17 protein-coding genes are annotated in these 17,070 nt (G+C 71.3%); 7 read left to right on the top strand and 10 right to left on the bottom strand.

What is annotated here, in order from left to right:
* Window positions 1-47: 47 nt before the first annotated feature.
* The 4 genes from dut to U9J66_RS18530 all read left to right on the top strand — a co-directional run bounded on the left by dut (window position 48) and on the right by U9J66_RS18530 (window position 3,026).
* A complete protein-coding gene (gene dut / locus U9J66_RS18545) occupies window positions 48-524 on the top strand; it encodes a dUTP diphosphatase (RefSeq protein WP_026125138.1) in 477 nt (158 codons plus the stop codon).
* A 59-nt stretch (window positions 525-583) separates the two neighbouring features.
* The gene (locus U9J66_RS18540; protein ID WP_014910394.1) at window positions 584-1,417 is read left to right on the top strand and encodes a DUF3710 domain-containing protein; all 834 of its coding nucleotides are present in this window, start codon (window positions 584-586) and stop codon (window positions 1,415-1,417) included.
* Window positions 1,418-1,479: 62 nt separating this feature from the next.
* Window positions 1,480-2,220, top strand: coding sequence for a PIG-L deacetylase family protein (locus U9J66_RS18535; RefSeq protein WP_326338261.1), 741 nt, complete (start codon window positions 1,480-1,482; stop codon window positions 2,218-2,220).
* 29 nt (window positions 2,221-2,249) lie between these two features.
* Complete coding sequence (locus U9J66_RS18530) at window positions 2,250-3,026, top strand: alpha/beta hydrolase (RefSeq protein ID WP_442789861.1); 777 nt, start codon at window positions 2,250-2,252, stop codon at window positions 3,024-3,026.
* A 35-nt stretch (window positions 3,027-3,061) separates the two neighbouring features.
* On the opposite strand, the gene U9J66_RS18525 is transcribed toward U9J66_RS18530, so the two are convergent.
* Window positions 3,062-4,174: a serpin family protein gene (locus tag U9J66_RS18525; protein WP_161110084.1), complete on the bottom strand. Its 1,113-nt coding sequence runs from the start codon at window positions 4,172-4,174 to the stop codon at window positions 3,062-3,064.
* 262 nt (window positions 4,175-4,436) lie between these two features.
* Here U9J66_RS18525 and U9J66_RS18520 point away from each other — a divergent pair, with 262 nt between their 5' ends.
* Entirely contained in the window at window positions 4,437-5,201 is a 765-nt protein-coding gene (locus tag U9J66_RS18520; protein ID WP_017535344.1) for a DUF3159 domain-containing protein, read from the top strand.
* 7 nt (window positions 5,202-5,208) lie between these two features.
* Here the strand turns inward: U9J66_RS18520 and U9J66_RS18515 are convergent, their stop codons facing one another.
* Together U9J66_RS18515 and U9J66_RS18510 are read right to left on the bottom strand one after the other, a co-directional pair.
* Window positions 5,209-5,901, bottom strand: a complete 693-nt coding sequence (locus U9J66_RS18515) for a potassium channel family protein (protein ID WP_202422047.1) — start codon at window positions 5,899-5,901, stop codon at window positions 5,209-5,211.
* Between the two features lies 1 nt (window position 5,902).
* A complete protein-coding gene (locus U9J66_RS18510; RefSeq protein ID WP_161110082.1) occupies window positions 5,903-6,589 on the bottom strand; it encodes a potassium channel family protein in 687 nt (228 codons plus the stop codon).
* A gap of 220 nt (window positions 6,590-6,809) precedes the next feature.
* On the opposite strand from U9J66_RS18510, the gene U9J66_RS18505 reads away from it, so the two are divergent.
* Window positions 6,810-8,117, top strand: coding sequence for a class I SAM-dependent RNA methyltransferase (locus U9J66_RS18505; RefSeq protein WP_326338260.1), 1,308 nt, complete (start codon window positions 6,810-6,812; stop codon window positions 8,115-8,117).
* Between the two features lie 82 nt (window positions 8,118-8,199).
* Here the strand turns inward: U9J66_RS18505 and U9J66_RS18500 are convergent, their stop codons facing one another.
* Complete coding sequence (locus U9J66_RS18500; RefSeq protein ID WP_326338259.1) at window positions 8,200-10,566, bottom strand: M64 family metallopeptidase; 2,367 nt, start codon at window positions 10,564-10,566, stop codon at window positions 8,200-8,202.
* Window positions 10,567-10,716: 150 nt separating this feature from the next.
* Between U9J66_RS18500 and U9J66_RS18495 the strand changes: the two genes are divergently transcribed.
* The gene (locus U9J66_RS18495) at window positions 10,717-11,097 is read left to right on the top strand and encodes a DUF427 domain-containing protein (RefSeq protein WP_326338258.1); all 381 of its coding nucleotides are present in this window, start codon (window positions 10,717-10,719) and stop codon (window positions 11,095-11,097) included.
* A 53-nt stretch (window positions 11,098-11,150) separates the two neighbouring features.
* Here U9J66_RS18495 and U9J66_RS18490 read toward each other — a convergent pair whose 3' ends face one another.
* The 6 genes from U9J66_RS18490 to U9J66_RS18465 all read right to left on the bottom strand — a co-directional run bounded on the left by U9J66_RS18490 (window position 11,151) and on the right by U9J66_RS18465 (window position 17,012).
* Window positions 11,151-12,098 (bottom strand): DMT family transporter, encoded by a 948-nt coding sequence (locus U9J66_RS18490; protein ID WP_042283329.1) that lies wholly within the window; start codon window positions 12,096-12,098, stop codon window positions 11,151-11,153.
* 243 nt (window positions 12,099-12,341) lie between these two features.
* Complete coding sequence (locus tag U9J66_RS18485) at window positions 12,342-13,097, bottom strand: DUF1326 domain-containing protein (RefSeq protein WP_326338257.1); 756 nt, start codon at window positions 13,095-13,097, stop codon at window positions 12,342-12,344.
* A 147-nt stretch (window positions 13,098-13,244) separates the two neighbouring features.
* Window positions 13,245-14,741 carry a hypothetical protein gene (locus U9J66_RS18480; RefSeq protein ID WP_326338256.1) on the bottom strand — a complete coding sequence of 499 codons (1,497 nt, stop codon included), beginning with the start codon at window positions 14,739-14,741 and terminating at the stop codon, window positions 13,245-13,247.
* Complete coding sequence (locus U9J66_RS18475; protein ID WP_017535335.1) at window positions 14,738-15,631, bottom strand: ATP-binding cassette domain-containing protein; 894 nt, start codon at window positions 15,629-15,631, stop codon at window positions 14,738-14,740. Before U9J66_RS18475 ends, U9J66_RS18480 begins: the two co-directional genes overlap by 4 nt.
* A complete protein-coding gene (locus U9J66_RS18470; RefSeq protein ID WP_014909487.1) occupies window positions 15,628-16,425 on the bottom strand; it encodes a zf-HC2 domain-containing protein in 798 nt (265 codons plus the stop codon). Before U9J66_RS18470 ends, U9J66_RS18475 begins: the two co-directional genes overlap by 4 nt.
* Window positions 16,422-17,012, bottom strand: coding sequence for an RNA polymerase sigma factor (locus U9J66_RS18465; protein ID WP_014909197.1), 591 nt, complete (start codon window positions 17,010-17,012; stop codon window positions 16,422-16,424). Before U9J66_RS18465 ends, U9J66_RS18470 begins: the two co-directional genes overlap by 4 nt.
* Window positions 17,013-17,070: the final 58 nt, after the last annotated feature.

Raw genomic sequence — 17,070 nt, 5'->3', positions numbered from 1 at the left:
ACGCTGGACACCCGGGCAGCGTTCCGGGAGCGATAGGCTCGGCGAATGTGAGTACCTCATCCCTGGAAGGCACCCGCGTGTCGATCACGGTCCGTCGCCTGGACCCCGGTCTCCCGCTGCCCGCCTACGCCCACCCGGGCGACGCGGGAGCGGACCTGTACACCGCCGTCGACGTCGTCCTCGAACCGGGGGAGCGGGAGACCGTCCCCACCGGACTGGCGATCGCCCTGCCCGAGGGGTACGCGGCCTTCGTGCACCCCCGTTCGGGTCTGGCCGCGCGCAGCGGTCTGACGATCGTCAACGCCCCCGGCACCGTCGACGCCGGATACCGGGGCGAGATCAGGGTGACCCTGCTCAACACCGACCCCCGCACCCCCGTGGAGCTGTCGCGCGGTGACCGGATCGCCCAGCTGGTGATCCAGCGTGTGGAGCGGGCCGAGTTCGTCGAGGCCGACACCTTGCCGGACTCGGCGCGGGGATCGGGCGGTTTCGGTTCGACCGGGGGCCACGCCGCGCTGCGGTGACCGTCCCCCGACACCCCGGTGTGATCCCGGGACCCATGAAGAAGCGGAGAGGTGAAGGCGTGTTTGGACGCCGCCGTAAGAAGCGGGACGAAGAGACCGAGAGAGCCGGGCGGGAGCAGTCCGGTTCCAAGGAGCGCCACGGCGCCGCCGGGGCCGTCTCGTTCGACAACGAGGTGGAACCGGAGCGTCCTTCGGGTCAGCCCGTCAAGGACGAGGACCGGTACCGTCCCACCGGTCCCTGGGACTCGACCGAGGACGCTCCCGACATCAAGCGGATGGACCTGGGCAGCATGCTGCTGCCGATGGAACAGGGCACCGAGATCCAGGTGAACGTCGCCCAGGACGGCCAGGGCAAGCAGAAGATCATCGGCGTGACCCTGGTGCGCGGCAAGACCGCCCTCCAGGTCCAGCCCTTCGCCGCGCCCAAGTCCTCCGGCCTGTGGGGCGAGATGCGCGAGGAACTGCGCACTCAGGTCACCGGTCAGGGCGGACGCGTCGAGGACCACGACGGCACCTTCGGCCCCGAACTCCAGGCGGTCATCCCCATCAAGGGGAAGAAGACCGAGGACGGTCGACAGCTCGGACAGCGGGTGCGCTTCATCGGCGTGGACGGCCCTCGTTGGGTGCTGCGCGGCGTCATCCGGGGCGAGGGCGCCACCAAGCCCGAGATGATGTCGGAGGTGGAGCGGATCTTCGCCGGCATCGTGGTGGTGCGCGGCGACCAGCCGGTGCCCCCCAACGAGCTGCTGCCCATCACCGTGCCCAAGCAGGTCCAGGAACAGATGGCGGCCGCGGCCAAGCAGCGGGCCGCACAGCAGGCGGCCCAGCGTGGCAACGCGGGGAGTTCGCCCAACGGTTCCGGCCCGGACACCGGTGGGGCCACACCCGTCTGACCGAGGAGAACGTCCCTGTGGACAACGTGCCCGGGGGCGCTCCGTTCCGTAATGTGTCCTGCATGGCACAGATGAGAGAGAACGGCGCCCCCGGACGGCTCCCGGAGGACTGGGACCGTCTCCTGGCGGTGGTGGCCCACCCCGACGACCTGGAGTTCGGTGCCTCCTCGGCGATCCACCGGTGGACCTCGCAGGGCAAGCAGGTGGTCGAACTCCTGGTGACCAAGGGCGAGGCCGGGATCGACACGATGGATCCCCGCTCCTGCGCGCCGGTGCGCATGGCCGAACAGCGGGCCTCGGCCGCGGCCGTCGGGGCGACGGAGGTGGAGTTCCTGGACTTTCCCGACGGCATGCTGGAGTACGGGCTGCCGCTGCGCAGAGCCCTGGCGGAGGCGATCAGACGGTACCGGCCCGAGGCGATCGTCTCGATCAACTTCCGTGAGCACTTCGACGGCGGGGGCGGCTTCAACCACGCCGACCACCGGGTCCTGGGACCGGCCCTACTGGACGCGGTCCGCGACGCGGCCAACCGGTGGGTCTTCCCCGAACAGCTCGTGGACGGCACCGAGCCCTGGTCGGGTGTGCGTCTGGTGGCCTTCGGGGCGGCGCCGGGCCCCACCCACTTCGTCGAGTTGAGCGAGGACGACCTGGCCGCGGGCATCGCCTCCCTGGACGCGCACGAGGTGTACCTGGCGGCGTTGGAGGGGTTCGATCAGCGGACCTTCCTGCGCGAGGCGGCGGTTCTGGCCGGTGAACGGGCCGGGGTCCCGCTGGCCACCTCGTTCGAGGTCTTCGAGGTCTGACGGATACACGGAAGGGATATGAGGGGACGATGAGCGAAGGTGGAGGGGCGCGGTCACGTGGGCCCCGGCCCCTCGTATGGGCGGCTGCGGTGCTGTTCGTCCTGGTGGCGACGGGGGTCTTCCTCTTCCTGGCCTGGGCGCTCGATCCGCACCGGGCCGAACCCGGGCCCCTCGAACGGGCCACGGCCCTGCCGAACGTCGACGTGACCCGGGGCGAGGAGGCGGTGACGATCGCCCCCGCGGGCGACCCCTCGGGGGTCGGGGTGGTCTTCTACCCGGGCGCCCGGGTGGAGGCCGACGCCTACGTGGCCTCCTGGGCCCCGGTGGTGGAGGCCACCGGGGTGACGGTGATCGTGCCCGATCTGAGACTCAACCTGGCCCTGCTCGACCGGGCCCGGGCCGAGAGCGTGGTGGGTCTGGCCCCCGACGTGGAGACCTGGTATCTGGGCGGGCACTCGATGGGAGGGGCCTTCGCCGCCCGCCATCTGGCCGACGACACCGACGTCGACTGGGCCGGACTGGTGCTGTGGGCCTCCTACGCGACGGAGTCCGCGGAGCTGTCCGACCGCGACGACCTGAGGGTGATCTCCGTCGCCGGCGGACGGGACGGGCTCCTGTCCCCCGACGAGGTCGAGGGGCACCGGCCCGCCCTGCCGGACTCGGCCGTCACGACGACCGTGGAGGGCATGAACCACGCCCAGTTCGGCGCCTACGGCGACCAGCCGGGGGACGGTCGGCCGGAGATCACCGACGAGGAGGCCAGAACGACCCTGGCCTCGACGACGGCGGACTTCCTCGCCCCCTGAGCCGGGGCGGAGAGGACCGACGGGGGAGGGGCGGTTCAGGATGCGGGGCCGGGATCGACCGGATCGACCACCCTTCCGGTGAACAGGACGGCCTCGCCCCGGCGCAGGGCGAAACCGAACGGCCGATCCACCACGAACCGCTTCGCCTTGGTCGGCAGCGCCGCCGTCAACATCACGGCCGCGGTGGCGGCCGCACCCTCGGCGCCCCGCTCGTCCACGCGAAGGACCGACTGGTGGACGATGGCGTCCACCTTGAGTCGCGCGTCGGCGATCCCGGAGAAATCGGCCTCGTCGGTGGCCAGGGTCCGCACCCCGATCGAGTCGTCGGCCAACGGTTCGAGCAGGGACAGGTCGCTCTCGACCGCGAACCTGGGCAGGGCCAGGTCGACCCGCTCCGGGCGCAGGGCCTCGTACAACGCGCGCGACGTGCGGTGGTCCGGCGGGGTATCGCCCTCGCCGAGGAACACGTCCAGGGCGAGGTCGTACTCGCCCGCCAGGCTCACCATCCGCCATCCGTCCCGCTCGGCGTAGGGCATACGACCGGAACGGTGCATGGTGGAGACCTTGCGCGCCCCTCGTGGGGTGTGGAATCGACGCTGCCCGGTCAGCCCCACCTCGAAGGGGTCACGCCAGACCATCTTCACCCACAGGGCGTTGACCAGCATCATCCGAACGTCGGGGTGGACGGTGCCCGGTGCGAGGAGCTCGTCGATGATCCCTCGGGTGACCTCCGAGACCCGCCCGTTGATCGACCGGCGGACCTCCTCCGAGGCGCCGCGGAAGTCGACCCGTTCCACCTCCGCGCCCGCCCGGGCCCGGACGGCCTTCTCGAACCCGGGGTACGGTCGCAGGTCGTCGGGCACGTACAGACCGTTGAGCACGGCCAGGTCCAGGCCGTCGGCCGACTCGACGGCCGCGTCCAGGGCCGCCAGGTGGGCGGAGGGGTCGCCTCCGACCGGGGCGAGCAGGGCCGCCAGCTCCTCACGGGTCCGTCCGGCGGCCCCCTCGGCCAGAAGGGCCAGGACCGAGCCGACCGAGTACGGCGACCAGACGTGGGAACGGTCCTTCGCCGACAACAGGCGTTCCAGGGCCGAGGCGAAACGGGCGTGGTCCTCGTTGGGCGGTCGGTCTCCTCCGGTGGCGCTCAAGCGGTCCTCCTCGTCGAAGCGGGTGGGCCGCCAGGGTACGGAAGGGGACCGGTCGACGCCAGGGATCGGGCGTCGCCGACGACGGTGGCGAGGACGTGAGAAGCCGCACGCGACAAGGCGGGGCGAAAGCGGACGAGTACGTCCGGTACCCGGTTCTCGGAGGCCGGAAGGGGGGATCGGCCTGTGACGGTTGGCATAGGGTGGTGCATCATGACCGGCGGCCGTCGGACCCCATACAGCGAGACCGGAGCGGGAGCGGGATGTGACTGAGCAGCAGAGGGCCTCGGGCGAGACGGACCGGGTCGATGATCGGGAACGGTCCACCGTCGTCACCGAGGGCACGGTCGAAGCGCTGGTCAGGGCCAAACTCGCCGAGGCACTGGGCGGTAAGCGCGGCATGGTCGAGGCGGCCATCCCCACCCTGGCCTTCACGATCTCCTACATCGTCCTCTCCGAGCTGAAGCTGTCGATCATGCTCGGTGTGGGCGCGGCCCTGCTGCTGGGCGTGGTCCGGCTCCTCCAACGCTCCTCGGTGCAGTACGTCGTCACCAGCCTGTTCGGCATCGGCATCGCCGCGCTCTTCGCCATGCGCAGCGGCAACGCCTCCGACGCCTTCCTGCCCGGCATCATCTACAACGCCGTCTACGCGGTGGTGTTGAGCCTGTCGGTCCTGGTGCGCTGGCCCGCCATCGGCCTGATGATCGGCCCGTTCATCGGCAACAAGGAGGACTTCACCTCCTGGCGGGCCAACCCGGCCGTGGTCAAGCTGGCCTCCCGGCTCACCTGGCTGCTGGTCCTGCCCTGTGTGATCCGGGTCCTGGTGCAGTACCCGCTCTGGCTCGCCGACAGCAACGGTTGGTTCGACGCCTTCGCCCTGCTGGGCCTGTCCAAGGTGGCCATGGGCTGGCCGCTCCAGGTCGCCGCCTTCGCGGGCATGGTGTGGGTGCTGGCCAGGGGCCGTACCCCGCTGGCGGAGGAGAAGCGCGAAGAGACGGGGACCGTCGCCCGCGATCCCGAGACCGACTAGGGGAGACTCAGTCCAGGGAGGCCGGGTCCGACTCGTCGACCGGTCCCAGGACCTCCTCCAAAGTGCCCAACACGTCCGTCTCGGCCAGGAACACCATGGTGTCGCCCGCCGTCAACGTCCGCTCCGGGTCGGGCGGGCACACCCCTCCCGAACCCAGGATCGCCACCAGCGCCACACCCTCGGGCAGCGCGGCGATCAACTCGCCCTCCCGCCTGTCCACGAACGGGCTCCCCGCGTGCAGCACGGACTCGGCGATCTCCGCTCCGGGCAGCGGGGGAGGCATGCCCTCCTCGGCGTACTCCTCCTCGGGGATCCCCTCCACGAGGTCGGCGATCAGACGGGGCGGCGAGACCGCCAGGTCCACGCCCCAGGAGTCGTCGAACAGCCACTCGTTGTCCGGGTCGTTGATACGGGCGATCACCCGTTCCACCCCGAACTCCTTCTTGGCCAGCAGCGAGACCACGAGGTTCACCTTGTCGTCGCTGCCGGCGGCGATCACCACGTCGAAGTCGCCCAGCCGGGCGTCCTCCAGGGTGGCCAGCTCGCAGGCGTCCGCCAGCAGCCACTCCACCTGAGGCAGGTCGTCGACCCCGATCGCCTTGGTGTCCCGATCGATCAGCAGCACGTCGTGGCCGTTGCCCGCCAACTCCGTGGCGATCGAACGACCCACGCTTCCCGCGCCCGCGATGGCGATCCGCATCTCACCCACGCCCCGTCTCGTCCTCGCGCGGCCCCTCCAGCCGCTCGGCCAGATCGGCCATGTCCCGACCGTGCGCCACCGCGTGCAGAACGTCGCCCTCGGCGAGCGGTTCCCCCGGGGCGGCCAGCACGATCCGTCCCCCACGGACCAGGTAGACGGGCCGCAACGGGACCCGCTCCTCCAGCTCGGCGACGGTCACACCGGACCACGCCTCGGTCAGCGGGAAGGCGCGCATGCTCAGACTGCCCGAGGCGTCCTGCCACTCGGGGGCCGTGTCCAGACGCCCGTCGCCCGGGATCATCCGACGCAGGATCGCGTCGGAGGTCCAGCTCACCGTCGCCACGGTCGGGATGCCCAGCCGTTGGTAGACCTCGGCCCGGCGGGGGTCGTAGATACGGGCCACCACGTTCTGGACACCGAACGCCTCGCGCGCCACCCGCGCCGAGATGATGTTGGAGTTGTCGCCGTTGCTGACCGCGGCGAAGGCGGACGCCCGGTCCACCCCGGCCGCGAGCAGGACCTCGCGATCGTGGCCCACACCGCGAACGGCGTGTTTGGCCACCGAACCGCGCAGCCGGCGGAACGCGTCGGGATCCTGGTCGATCACCGCCACGCTGTGCCCCAGGTCCACGAGCGTGTGCGCCAGGGTGGAACCCACCCGGCCGCACCCCATGATCACGATGTGCACGTCGTCAGCACTCCCCGTCCACCTCGGGGCGCACGGATCGTGTCCCGTGGCCCGCGTCTCCACCTTGGCACAGATCGATGTGACACGCGCGTCCGCCCCGGTGGCACGTCCGCGAGCAGTACGGGCGGCACGTGAAGGCCGGTAGATTGGGGGCGGTCGGTGGCTGTGCGCGCAGGGTCACCCGAAGGACCCGCCCACCCACCACCGAAGGACATCCACCATGATCACAGTCGGCACCGAGATCGAGATGAGCGTCGAGGACGTCGCCCACGGAGGATGGTGCGTGGGACGTCACGACTCCCAGGTCGTCTTCGTTCGACACGCGCTGCCCGGCGAGCGCGTCCGTGTACGGATCACCGAGCGGACCAGCCGTTTCCTCAGGGGCGAGGCCGTCGAGGTCCTCACCGCCTCTCCGGACCGGGTCGAGGCCCCCTGCGCCTTCACGGGCCCCGGCATGTGCGGTGGCTGCGACTGGCAGCACGCCTCCCTGGAGGCTCAGCGCCGACTCAAGGGCAAGGTCGTCGCCGACCAGCTGAGCCGGATCGCGGGCCTGGACCTCGACGTGGACGTCGAGGAGCTTCCCGGGACCCCCGACGGTCTGGGCTGGCGCACCCGGGTCCGCTTCTCCGTCGACTCCGAGGGCCGGGCCGGACTGCGCCGTCACCGCTCCCACGACATCGAGCCCATCGACCGGTGCCTGATCGCCCACCCCGGGGTCGACGAGCTGGGCGTGACCGAGGTCCACTGGGAGAACATCTCGGACGTGGAGGCGGTGGCCTCCGCCACCCGCGCCGACCGCGCCATCGTGGTCACCCCCACCACCGCCAAGCTCGGCGCGCTGCCCGACCTCAAGGCCTCCAGCGCGGTGCTGCGCCGCTTCAAGGGCGGCCGTGTGCAGTCGGTGCGCGGCCGCAAGGGCGTGCGCGAGGACGTGGCCGGACGCGAGTACCGGGTCGGCGCGGGCGGCTTCTGGCAGGTCCACCCGGCCGCGGCCGAGACCCTCTCCGCCGCCGTCCTGGACGCTCTGGAGCCGGAGGCCGGCGAGACCGCCCTGGACCTGTACTGCGGCGCCGGCCTGTTCACCGGTGCCCTCGCCGAGGCGGTCGGCGCCGAAGGCCGGGTCATGGGTGTGGAGAACGGCGAGACCGCGGTCCGGGACGCCACCTACAACCTCAAGGACCTGGAGCAGGTGCGCATCGAGCGCGCCGACGTGGCCAAGCAGATGCGCGAGTGGGCCGACGTGCGCGCCGACGTGGTGGCCCTGGACCCGCCGCGCGCGGGCGCCGGCGCCGAGGTGGTGCGCAAGGTCGCGGGGATGAAGCCGCGCCGCATCGCCTACGTCTCCTGCGACCCGGCCACGCTCGCCCGTGACATCGCCGCGTTCGACCGCTCCGGATACCGGTTGGTCGGGTTGCGCGCCTTCGACGCCTTCCCGATGACCCACCACGTGGAGTGCCTGGCGGTGCTGGAGCCGGTCAAGCTCGCCCGCCGTCACCGCGAGCGCCTCGACGAGGGCGAGCAGGACTAGAGACGAAGAGACACGAACGCCCGGGACCGATCGGTCCCGGGCGTTCGTGGTCCGTGCGCTGGGGAGCGCGCGGACGGGGAGGTCAAAGGCCGGAGCACTGTCCGGAGACGGAACCCTTGACGTCGTTGGTCGCGCCGAAGTCGGTGGCCGAGCCGCTGTTGTTCGAGCAGGCGAGCGCGCCGTTCAGCCGGTTGCCGGCCAGGACGGGGCCGTACCCCTCCTCGGGGCCGGTCCAGGTCGAGGCGGGCACCTGGGTGTTGCCGGTCAGGGACACCGAACCCGCCAGGGTGGAGCCCAGGATCGTCACCTCCGACGTGGTGTCGGCGATCGACACCGAGCCGCGCACCTCGGCACCGAAGAGCCGGACGGTGTGCGCCCCGGCGGCGTCGATCCCGCCGCGCACCGAACCGCCGTCCACCAGGAGCGAGGCGCCCTCGGCGACGGTGATCCCGCCCCGCACGTCGGCCCCGTCGAGGCAGACGACGCCCTCGTCCACCCTCAGCCCACCGGTGATCGTCCCGGTGACGATCTCGGCGCACTCCAGGTCGTCGCCGGGAACGACCGTGGCCCGGAAGGACTCGGGGGCGCCGATGTTGCCGGCGGCGTCGATCGCCCGGTGCTCCACGGTGTGGGTGCCCCAGCCGGGCTCGTGGCCGTCGACCTCGAACACGGCCATGGACAGGCCACCGGTGCCGAGGCTGCCGTAGACCAGGTCGTCGACCTCGGTCCCGTCCGGGGTGAACCGGAACGGGGCCTCGGAGTCCTCGGGCCAGCCGTAGTAGTGGTGCCAGCCGTCCCCGTCGACCCGGAACTCTCCGACGACGTGTCCGTCCCGGTCGTCCTCGGGCGACAGCTTCATGGAGAACCCGTTGAGGAACAGGTGGTGCTCCCCGTCCACCGCGGTGGCCGCGGCCTCGGACAGTTCGCGCGGGGCGGTCGGGGCGGTGGCGTCCACGGCCCAGGTGAGGCTCTCCGACGCCTCGTCCTTCCCGGTGGGGTCGGTGACCGTCGCCGTCAGCGTGTGGCCGCCCGAGGCAAGGTCGAACGCTCCCAGGTCGAGGGTGCGGTCGTCGGTCGAGGTGGACACGGGGGAACCGTCCAGCTCCCAGGCCACGTCCAGGATCCGGTCGGTGGGGTGGGCGGTCTCGACGTAGACGACCTCGTCGCCGCCTACGGCGCGCTCGGTGTCCCGGAACCTCTCGAAGCCCACCTCGGTCTCGACCGGCTCCAGCGGTGCGCCGACGGTCCAGGTGAGCGTCCGCGTCATGGCATCGGACGCACGGATGAGCGGATCGCGGACGAAGTCGGTGGGGTCGGTGACCGTCACGCTCACCTCGTCGCCGGCGGACACGTCCAGGGCCGACAGGTCCAGGGCACGGGCGCCCTCGGCGTCGGGGAGTTCCTCTCCGCCGACCGACCACGTGTACGCCAGCTCGTGGCGGACGGGGTGCGGTCCCTCGGCCCAGACGACGTTCTCCGGGCCCACCTCGCCCTCGGGGGTGGAGGCCACCGGCAGGGTCGCCTGGTCGCGCAGGCCCGAGATCCGGTGGGTCATCACCTCGCGGCCGACCTGGTCGAAGTAGTACCCGAGGGTCTTGAGCATGGAGTGGTCGCTGGGGCGCCAGATCCCCACGGAGTGGTAGAGGCCGCCCTCGTGGCCGTCGGGGTCGGCCGCGGCGATCGTGCCGCCGGACTCGCTCTCCTCGCCCAGCCAGCGCCACCACTTGGCCTCCTGGGCGAGCATCTCCTCGGAGGTCATCAGCGTGTGGTGCGCCGAGTCGGGTTCGCCACCGTCGTAGCGGCCCAGGCTGGTGTCGCGGAAGTAGTAGGGGTACTCGTCCTGGAGCCGTCCCAGCGAGTGCGCCAGCTCGTGCGGGCTGATCAGCGCGGACAGGGCGTTGTCGGAGGAGGCGGTCGCCAGGCGTCCACCGGCCCCGCCGTAGGTCTCGCTGTTGGCCAGGGCCAGGATCTGCCGGTTGTCCTCGGTCACCCCGGGGACCAGGTCGGCGGCGGCGTTCGCGGACGCGGCGTCCACGGTGAGCAGCCGCTCCAGGGCGGACTCGTCGCAGCCGTTGAAGAAGCCCATCCCCAACGCGGTGTCGCGCCGCTCCCACCCATGGACGGGGTCGCAGTCGACGCCGGACTCGGCGGAGGGCGTCTCCACCACGTAGACGTTGAAGTAGTGGCGGTAGGAGCGGAAGGGTTCGATGCTCCACTGGACGTTGAGGTGCCGTTCCACCTGCTCGTGGAAGTCCGGCATCTCCTCCGTGGTGTAGCCGTCGCCCAGCAGGACGAGGTTGAACCGTTCGGAGGGGTCGCCGGTGACCTGGACCGGGACGACCTCGGCGCCGTCGAGGGTCGTGGCCTCGGCGGTCCGTTCGAAAGGCAGGAGGACGGCCGATGTGGCCATGAGTGAGAGGGCGGCCAAGGCCGCCGCGGTACCGCGCAAGGGAGGGGTCCTTCGATTCGGGGGAACTGCCCCGGAAGCGTACTGACCTTCGTGTCGTGGGTTCCAGAGGCGGGACCATAAGCGTTTCGATAACCCCGCAGGTCCTACAGTGGGGCCACGACCTGGGAGACCGACGAGGGAGCGTGGATCATGGCCGAGCACGGCGGGTTCTCGAACGAGGACCACCCGATCACCGTCGAACCCACCGGGCGCCCGGTGCGGGTGGAGGTGGACGGCCGGCGGATCGCCGAGACCACCTCGGCGTCGACCCTGCGCGAGGCCGGATATCCGCCCGTCCACTACGTTCCGCTCACCGACGTGGACCCGGCCCTGCTACGCCGGAGCGAGACCACCACCTACTGCCCCTTCAAGGGCACCGCCTCCTACTACGACCTGGTCCCGGAGGGCGGCACCGTCCTCACCGACGCGGTGTGGGCCTACGAGGAGCCCTACCCCGGCGTCGCCGCCATCGCCGGCCTGGTCGCCTTCGACCCCGCCCGCCTCCGCACCGAGCCCGTCGGCGGGGCGTAGGGGAGGGGCCTCGGGACCTTCCGAGCGGAAGGGTCCCGAGGCCCCTCGGGCCGTCAGGGCGAGGGGCGCTTCGATCGGGAGGGGGCCTTCAGGATCGCCAGGCCCAGGGCGAGGACGACCAGTCCGGACCAGGAGATCGGGGGCAGTCGTTCACCGACCAGCGCCACGCCCAGGACCGCGGCGACGGCGGGCTCGGCGAGGCTGAGCGTGGTCGCGGTGGTGGCGGAGGTACGGCGCAGTCCGTGGCCGAACAGCCGGTAGGCGAGGAAGACGGTGAACAGGGCCAGGTAGAGGGCGACGAGGGCGCCGTCGAGGGTGGCCAGCCAGGCGGCACCGGTGGCCGCGACCACGGGGAGGACGAGGAGGCCGCCGCCGGCGAACATCGTGCCCATCACCGCCCCGGAGGGGTGGCCGCGGCGGATCAGACGCTGGGCGATGATCGTGTAGAGGGCGTAGGAGAACCCGGCGACCAGGGCCAAGAGCACGCCCAGGGGGTGGACCGGTGCGGGGGTGCCGACGAGGTCGGGGCCCAGGACCAGGACCGCGCAGCCGAGCACGGCGGCGATCGTCGCGAGGGTCCAACGCAGGTCGGGGCGGACCCGTTCCAGGACCCAGGCGGCCAGGCCCGCGAAGACCGGGGCGCAGCCCAGGGTGATCACGGTGCCGACCGCCACCCCCGCGTGGGCGACGGCGGGGTAGAAGGACAGCGGGTAGCCGGCGACCGCGATCGAGCCCAGGAGCAGGGCTCCCCGGGTGCGCCGGTCCGAGTGGCGGAGCAGGGCGGTGGAGCCGCGGCCGGTCAGGAACAGCAGGAGTCCGCCGAGGACGAGTCCGGCCGATCCGATGGCGGCGGCGTGGGCGTTCTCGGGGGCGAAGGAGGCCGCGGTCCCGGTGGTGCCCCACAGGACGGCCGCTCCGAGGATCGGCAGGGGACCGCCGACCCGGTGGTTCAAGGGACGCTTCGACCGCTGAGGGGTCGTGGACGAGGTGTGTTCCGGCACGTTCGTATCTTCCGTCTCGACGCCTGGGTGATCTGCGGGGCGGGCGCACGACGGACCGGCCGCTCGCCGTGACGGCGGGGCCTGGACAGAGGGGGTTCGGGCGCCCGGTCAGGCGCTCGGAGGCGGAAGGACCTTGTGCCGGTAGTGGTTCATGGGGCCACGGTAGCGCGGGGGCTTCGGCGGAGAGGACGGCGGGGTGGGCTCCCGGGCCCGCCGGTCGGGCGGCGGGCCCGGGAGCGACGATCAGCGGGGGCTCCAGTCGAAGGGGAAGTGTTTGCTGGAACCGCCTCGGTAGGGGCGGGAGAAGTCGAAACCGGTGGCGTGGTCGTCCTCGACCACGCCCCAGGTGGCGACCTGGCCCGGTCCGACCTCGGATCCGGGTGCGTTGATCAGCTGGACACGGCGGTCGGGGTCGGCGGTGGGGCCGGTCAGGGCCTTGGCCCCGACCTTCACACGGCCGGGGATCTCGGCCTCCCAGCGGGCCAGATCGTGCGCGGCGTGGAAGCGGACGGGCGCGTATTCGATGCCGCGCAGTTCACCGATGAGCGAGCCGAACCGTCCGGGCCACCCGCCCTCCTTTCCGGTGAAGAGGCGTTCCAGGGCGTGGCGCTGGTCGGGGTCCGCCGCGGAGTCGATGTAGAACATCAGCCTCATCATGGCCCCGGGGTCGCCGATCCACATGTTGCCCTCGAATTCGCCGACCGCGACGACGCCCAGCCCACCGAGGTCGGTGTTCCGGTAACGGCCCTCCTCGATGTGCCAGACGAGTGTGAACAGGCAGCTTCCGTGGGTGGGCGCCTGGGCGAAGGTGCAGGGGCAGGGGAGTCCGCAGCTACAGACGTCGAACCAGTCGCCTCGCAGGTGCCAGTCCGGTGTCGTCGGGTCCTCGGCGGTCGTGGTCGTTCCGGTGCCGGCGATCCGTGCCTCGATGCCCTCCACGAGGCCGTGTCCGTGGCCGTCGGTTCCGGTGGTCGTGGTCCTGCCGTCGATGCCGCACATGATGCGTCTCCTTCGAGCCTTGTCAGATACCCCCAAGGGGTATATGGAGATCGTGGCATACCCCCCGGGGGCGGTCAATGGGGTGTGGTCGTTCGAAAGGGGAGTGGAGCCTCGGGAGGAGAGGGGCGTGCGAGGAGAGGAGGGGCCTCAAGGGCAGAGCGGGGTGTCCTCGCCCATCTCGTAGGGGAGCTCGTGGGGCTCGATCATGGCCTGCTCCCAGTCGGGCTCGGGGAGCTCTTCCGCCGGCGGGAGATCGAGCAGTTCCGTCAGGGTGTCGAGGTCGGCCTCGGGGGACGTCAACGTCTCCCAGTGCTCTTCGATCACCGCGGCCACGCGTTCCTCGGGAAGGCGCGTCAACAGGTAGGCCAGGCTCAGGTCCGGAAGGTCGGGACGGTAGTCCATCAGGAACCACTCCGCGGCCGTGAAGCGCGTGGACGCGTCCTCGTGCACCGCGCCCCTGCTCACCAGCCAGGAGCCCACCACGACCCGGGCCTGACCGGTCGCCGAGCACAGGTGGTACAGGTACGGCGGGAGCCCCAGGGAGTAGGCGACGACGGAGGAATCCAGGTCCATGCCGTGGTAGGGGTTCTCGGGGTCCCAGTACTCCCCGACCGGGGCGGTGCCGTCGGGCGGGGTGTAGAGGGTGTCGGAACGTCGGGTGGGATTGGCCTGCCAGATCACGGGCAGGGGTGCCCGGTCGGGGATCCGGGCCACCACGGGGGTCAGCTCCGTGCTCCAGTGCTCGACCCACGGCTCGTACCCGGGCAGCGGGCAGTAGGTCATCCTGCCGATCTCGACGCACCCCTCGGCCGCCAGGTCCCGAGGCAGAGGGCTCGGAGACCGCTCGGGATCAACGTAGACGTCGTTCGCATAGGCCTGGAGGCCGACGAGCCCCACCAGGGACAGGCCCACGACGCCGAGACAGGCGACGCGTCTCAGGCGGGCCCCTCGCCGAGCGGCCAGGACCAGCAGCGTCAGGCAGAGCACCATCAGCAGGGTGTGCGTCAGGTAGATCAGCGCGGTCTCGAAGGTGTCCGGGTAGAAGGGAAGCGGCGACAGGGCCAGGTACATGAAGCGGCTCATCTGCTCCATCACCAGATCGGCCGGGGTGACCAGGGCCAGAGCGGTGTACAGCAGGTACGTCGGGAAGAGCAGACCGACCGCGACCAGAGGCACGAAGGAACGGGTCCAGACGGCCGAGACGACGGCCGAGAGGGGCCCGTACCAGCTCAGGAGGATCACCCCGACCAGGGCGATCGGTTGGAACACCCCCGCCGGTGGGACGGGGGCGAAGAGCGGGTACAGCGCCGCGACCGAGCCCATGATCACCGAGGTGACCGTCACCGAGGCGAGCGTCAGCGACAGCAGCCGGAGCGCCGAGGACAACGGCAGGGCCAGATCGTGGGAATGGCGGACCTCGCGGAGCGCCGGGAAGGTCGTGACCGCGAACATGACCGCGCCGACCCCGGCGACCTTCAGGACCGAGTCGGTGAAGAAGTCGTTCAGGGTCGGCAGAGCGGGCATGCTCGTCGTCAGCCACAGCCAGATGAGCATCAAGGGCATCAGGACGAGGAAGACCGGACTGATCAGAAGGTGCCGCAGGTTGAGACCGGTCAGCCGCCAGAAGATGGAGGCCCTGGTCAACGCCCGCCCCCCACGGCTCCGGTCAGAAGCAGGTAGGCGTCCTCCAGGGACGGCTCCACGGCCACCCTCCCGGGCGGGGCGGGTTCGGGAGCGGGCGCGCCCACGGGGAGCAGGACCCGATGGCGGCCATCGGCCAGACGCCAAGAGGTCACGCCCTCCTCGGGGCGCGTGTCCTGTTCCCAGACACGACCTCGGGCCCGGTCGACGAGTTCGCCCGGTGAGCCGTCGAAGATGATCCGTCCCCCGTCCAGACACACCACCCGGCGGCACAGCGCCGCGACGTCCTCGATCTGATGGGTGGAGAGCACCACGGTACTGCGCACCGCGAGCTCCGAGACCAGATCGCGGAAGCGGATGCGCTGTTCGGGGTCCAGGCCGACGGTCGGTTCGTCGAGCAGGAGCAGGCGGGGGTCTCCCAGAAGGGCGGTGGCCAGTCCCAGCCGCTGGCGCATGCCTCCCGAGAGACGCCGGATCCGACTGTGTCTTCGGTCGTACAGGTCCACCCGACGCAGCGCGCGACGTACCTCCTCGTGCCGTTCCCGGCGTCCGCCCAGGTCCTTGAGGACGGCCATGTAGTCCAGCAGGCCGAACGCGGTGAAGTGCGGATAGAAGGAGGGGTTCTGCGGCAGGTAGCCCATGTTCCGCCGGATCTCGGTGCGCTCGGTCGAGCGTTCCGGGGAGCGGTCCAGGACCCGCAGCTCGCCGTCGCTGATCTCCAGGTCGGTGGACAGACAGCGCATCAGGGTGGTCTTGCCGGCCCCGTTGCGTCCCAGGAGTCCGGTCACCCCGGGGCCCAGGTCGAGATCGATCCCGTCCAGGGCCCTCCGGGTGCCGTAGGTGCGGACCAGTCCTCGGGCGCTGACCCCGGAGGCGCCCTCCACGCCGCTCACGCGGTCCTGACCCGAAGGACGATCGCCACGGTCAACAGGGCCAGGGCGATGGCCCAGCAGCCCTGCGCGGTGGAGGAGAACAGCAGAAGCGGATCGACGCCCTCCAACGCCATGATCCCCACGGTGAGCACCCATCCGACGGCGACGATCCCACCGGCCAGACTCAGATGCATCCAGCGGCTCAGAGTCAGGCAACCGGCGACCATCGCCAGTGCGGGCAACAGCCAGAAGACGGCCTCGTAGAGCGTGGCGGACGAGGGCATCAGGATCGCCGCCACCGTGCACAGGAGCAGGGCGGGGACCAGGACCGCGCAGGTGCGCATGAGCAGTAGCGGATAGCCGGCCCACGGGGTGACCGAGGTCAGGGTGTGGGCGGGATCCACGCCGCGTCCGTAGGCGAGGGCGACCCCGATCAGCGGGACGATCGGCGCGGTGAAGGAGAACAGCAGGGTGCCGCGCGGGACCTCGTGGGCCAGGGTGAGGGCCGCGATGAGCACGACCACGGTGGCGATCAGCCAGGCCCGGTAGAGCGCCGGGGTGGCGGCCAGTAGCTTGGCGGTGCCCTCGCGCACGCCCATCACGCCCAAGAGGCGTTCGACCGGCCCGAGGCGGGGGCGGTCCACGATGTCGCGCAGGTCGGCCCAGCTGCTCTCCAGCCAGGCGTCGTCGGTGGGCAGACGGTCTCGGCAGTGGGCGCAGTGCGTCAGGTGGGCCTCCACGGACATGGCGGTGACGTCGTCGGCGGTGTGGTTCGCGTAGCGGTGCAGTTGGTCCTGGTCCAGGTGCCAGCTCATGTGGTCAGTGCCTCCCGTAGCCGAGCCTTCGCGCGCATGACCCGTGTCTTGACGGTCCCCTCGGGTATCTGGAGGATCTCCGCGGCCTCGCGGACGGTCAGGCCGTCGAGGACGGTCGCCTTGAGGGCCGAGCGGAGCTCGGGGGAGAGCTCGTGCAGGGCGGTTCCCAGAGGGCCGTGCTCGATGTTGAGGAGCACGGTGTCCTCGGCGGAGGCGTCGCCGATGGTCTCGTACGGCTCCGGCTCGCTCTCGGCGATCCACCGGTTGGCGCGTTTGCGCAGTTGTGAGATGAGTTGGCGGATCGCGATGGTCCACAGCCAGGCCCCGGCGTCGGTGTCTCCGGGGCGGGGGCGGAAGGAACCGGCGTTGCGCCACACGGCGAGGAAGGTCTCCTGGAGGGCGGCGTCGAGTTGGTCGGAGTCGGAACAGCGGTAGCGCAACCGGGCGCGCAGCCAGGGAGCGTGCCTGCGGTGCAGGATCTCCAGGGCGTCGGTCTCCCCGGCGGCCACGGCCGTCAACAGCACCGGGTCGGGGCTGTCGGGGTCGTAGTCGGGAACGCGGCGTCGCGAGCGGCGGAGGAACTTCACGTGGTCGGCTATCGCTGGAAGGAGGGAGAACGGTTCAGACGGAGCGAGGTCGGGTTCG

This window comes from Nocardiopsis sp. LDBS1602 (assembly GCF_035818715.1).
Lineage (GTDB): Bacteria > Actinomycetota > Actinomycetes > Streptosporangiales > Streptosporangiaceae > Nocardiopsis > Nocardiopsis alba.
Note: the sequence above shows the minus strand (reverse complement) of the source record. Positions and strands in the feature narration are given on the sequence as shown.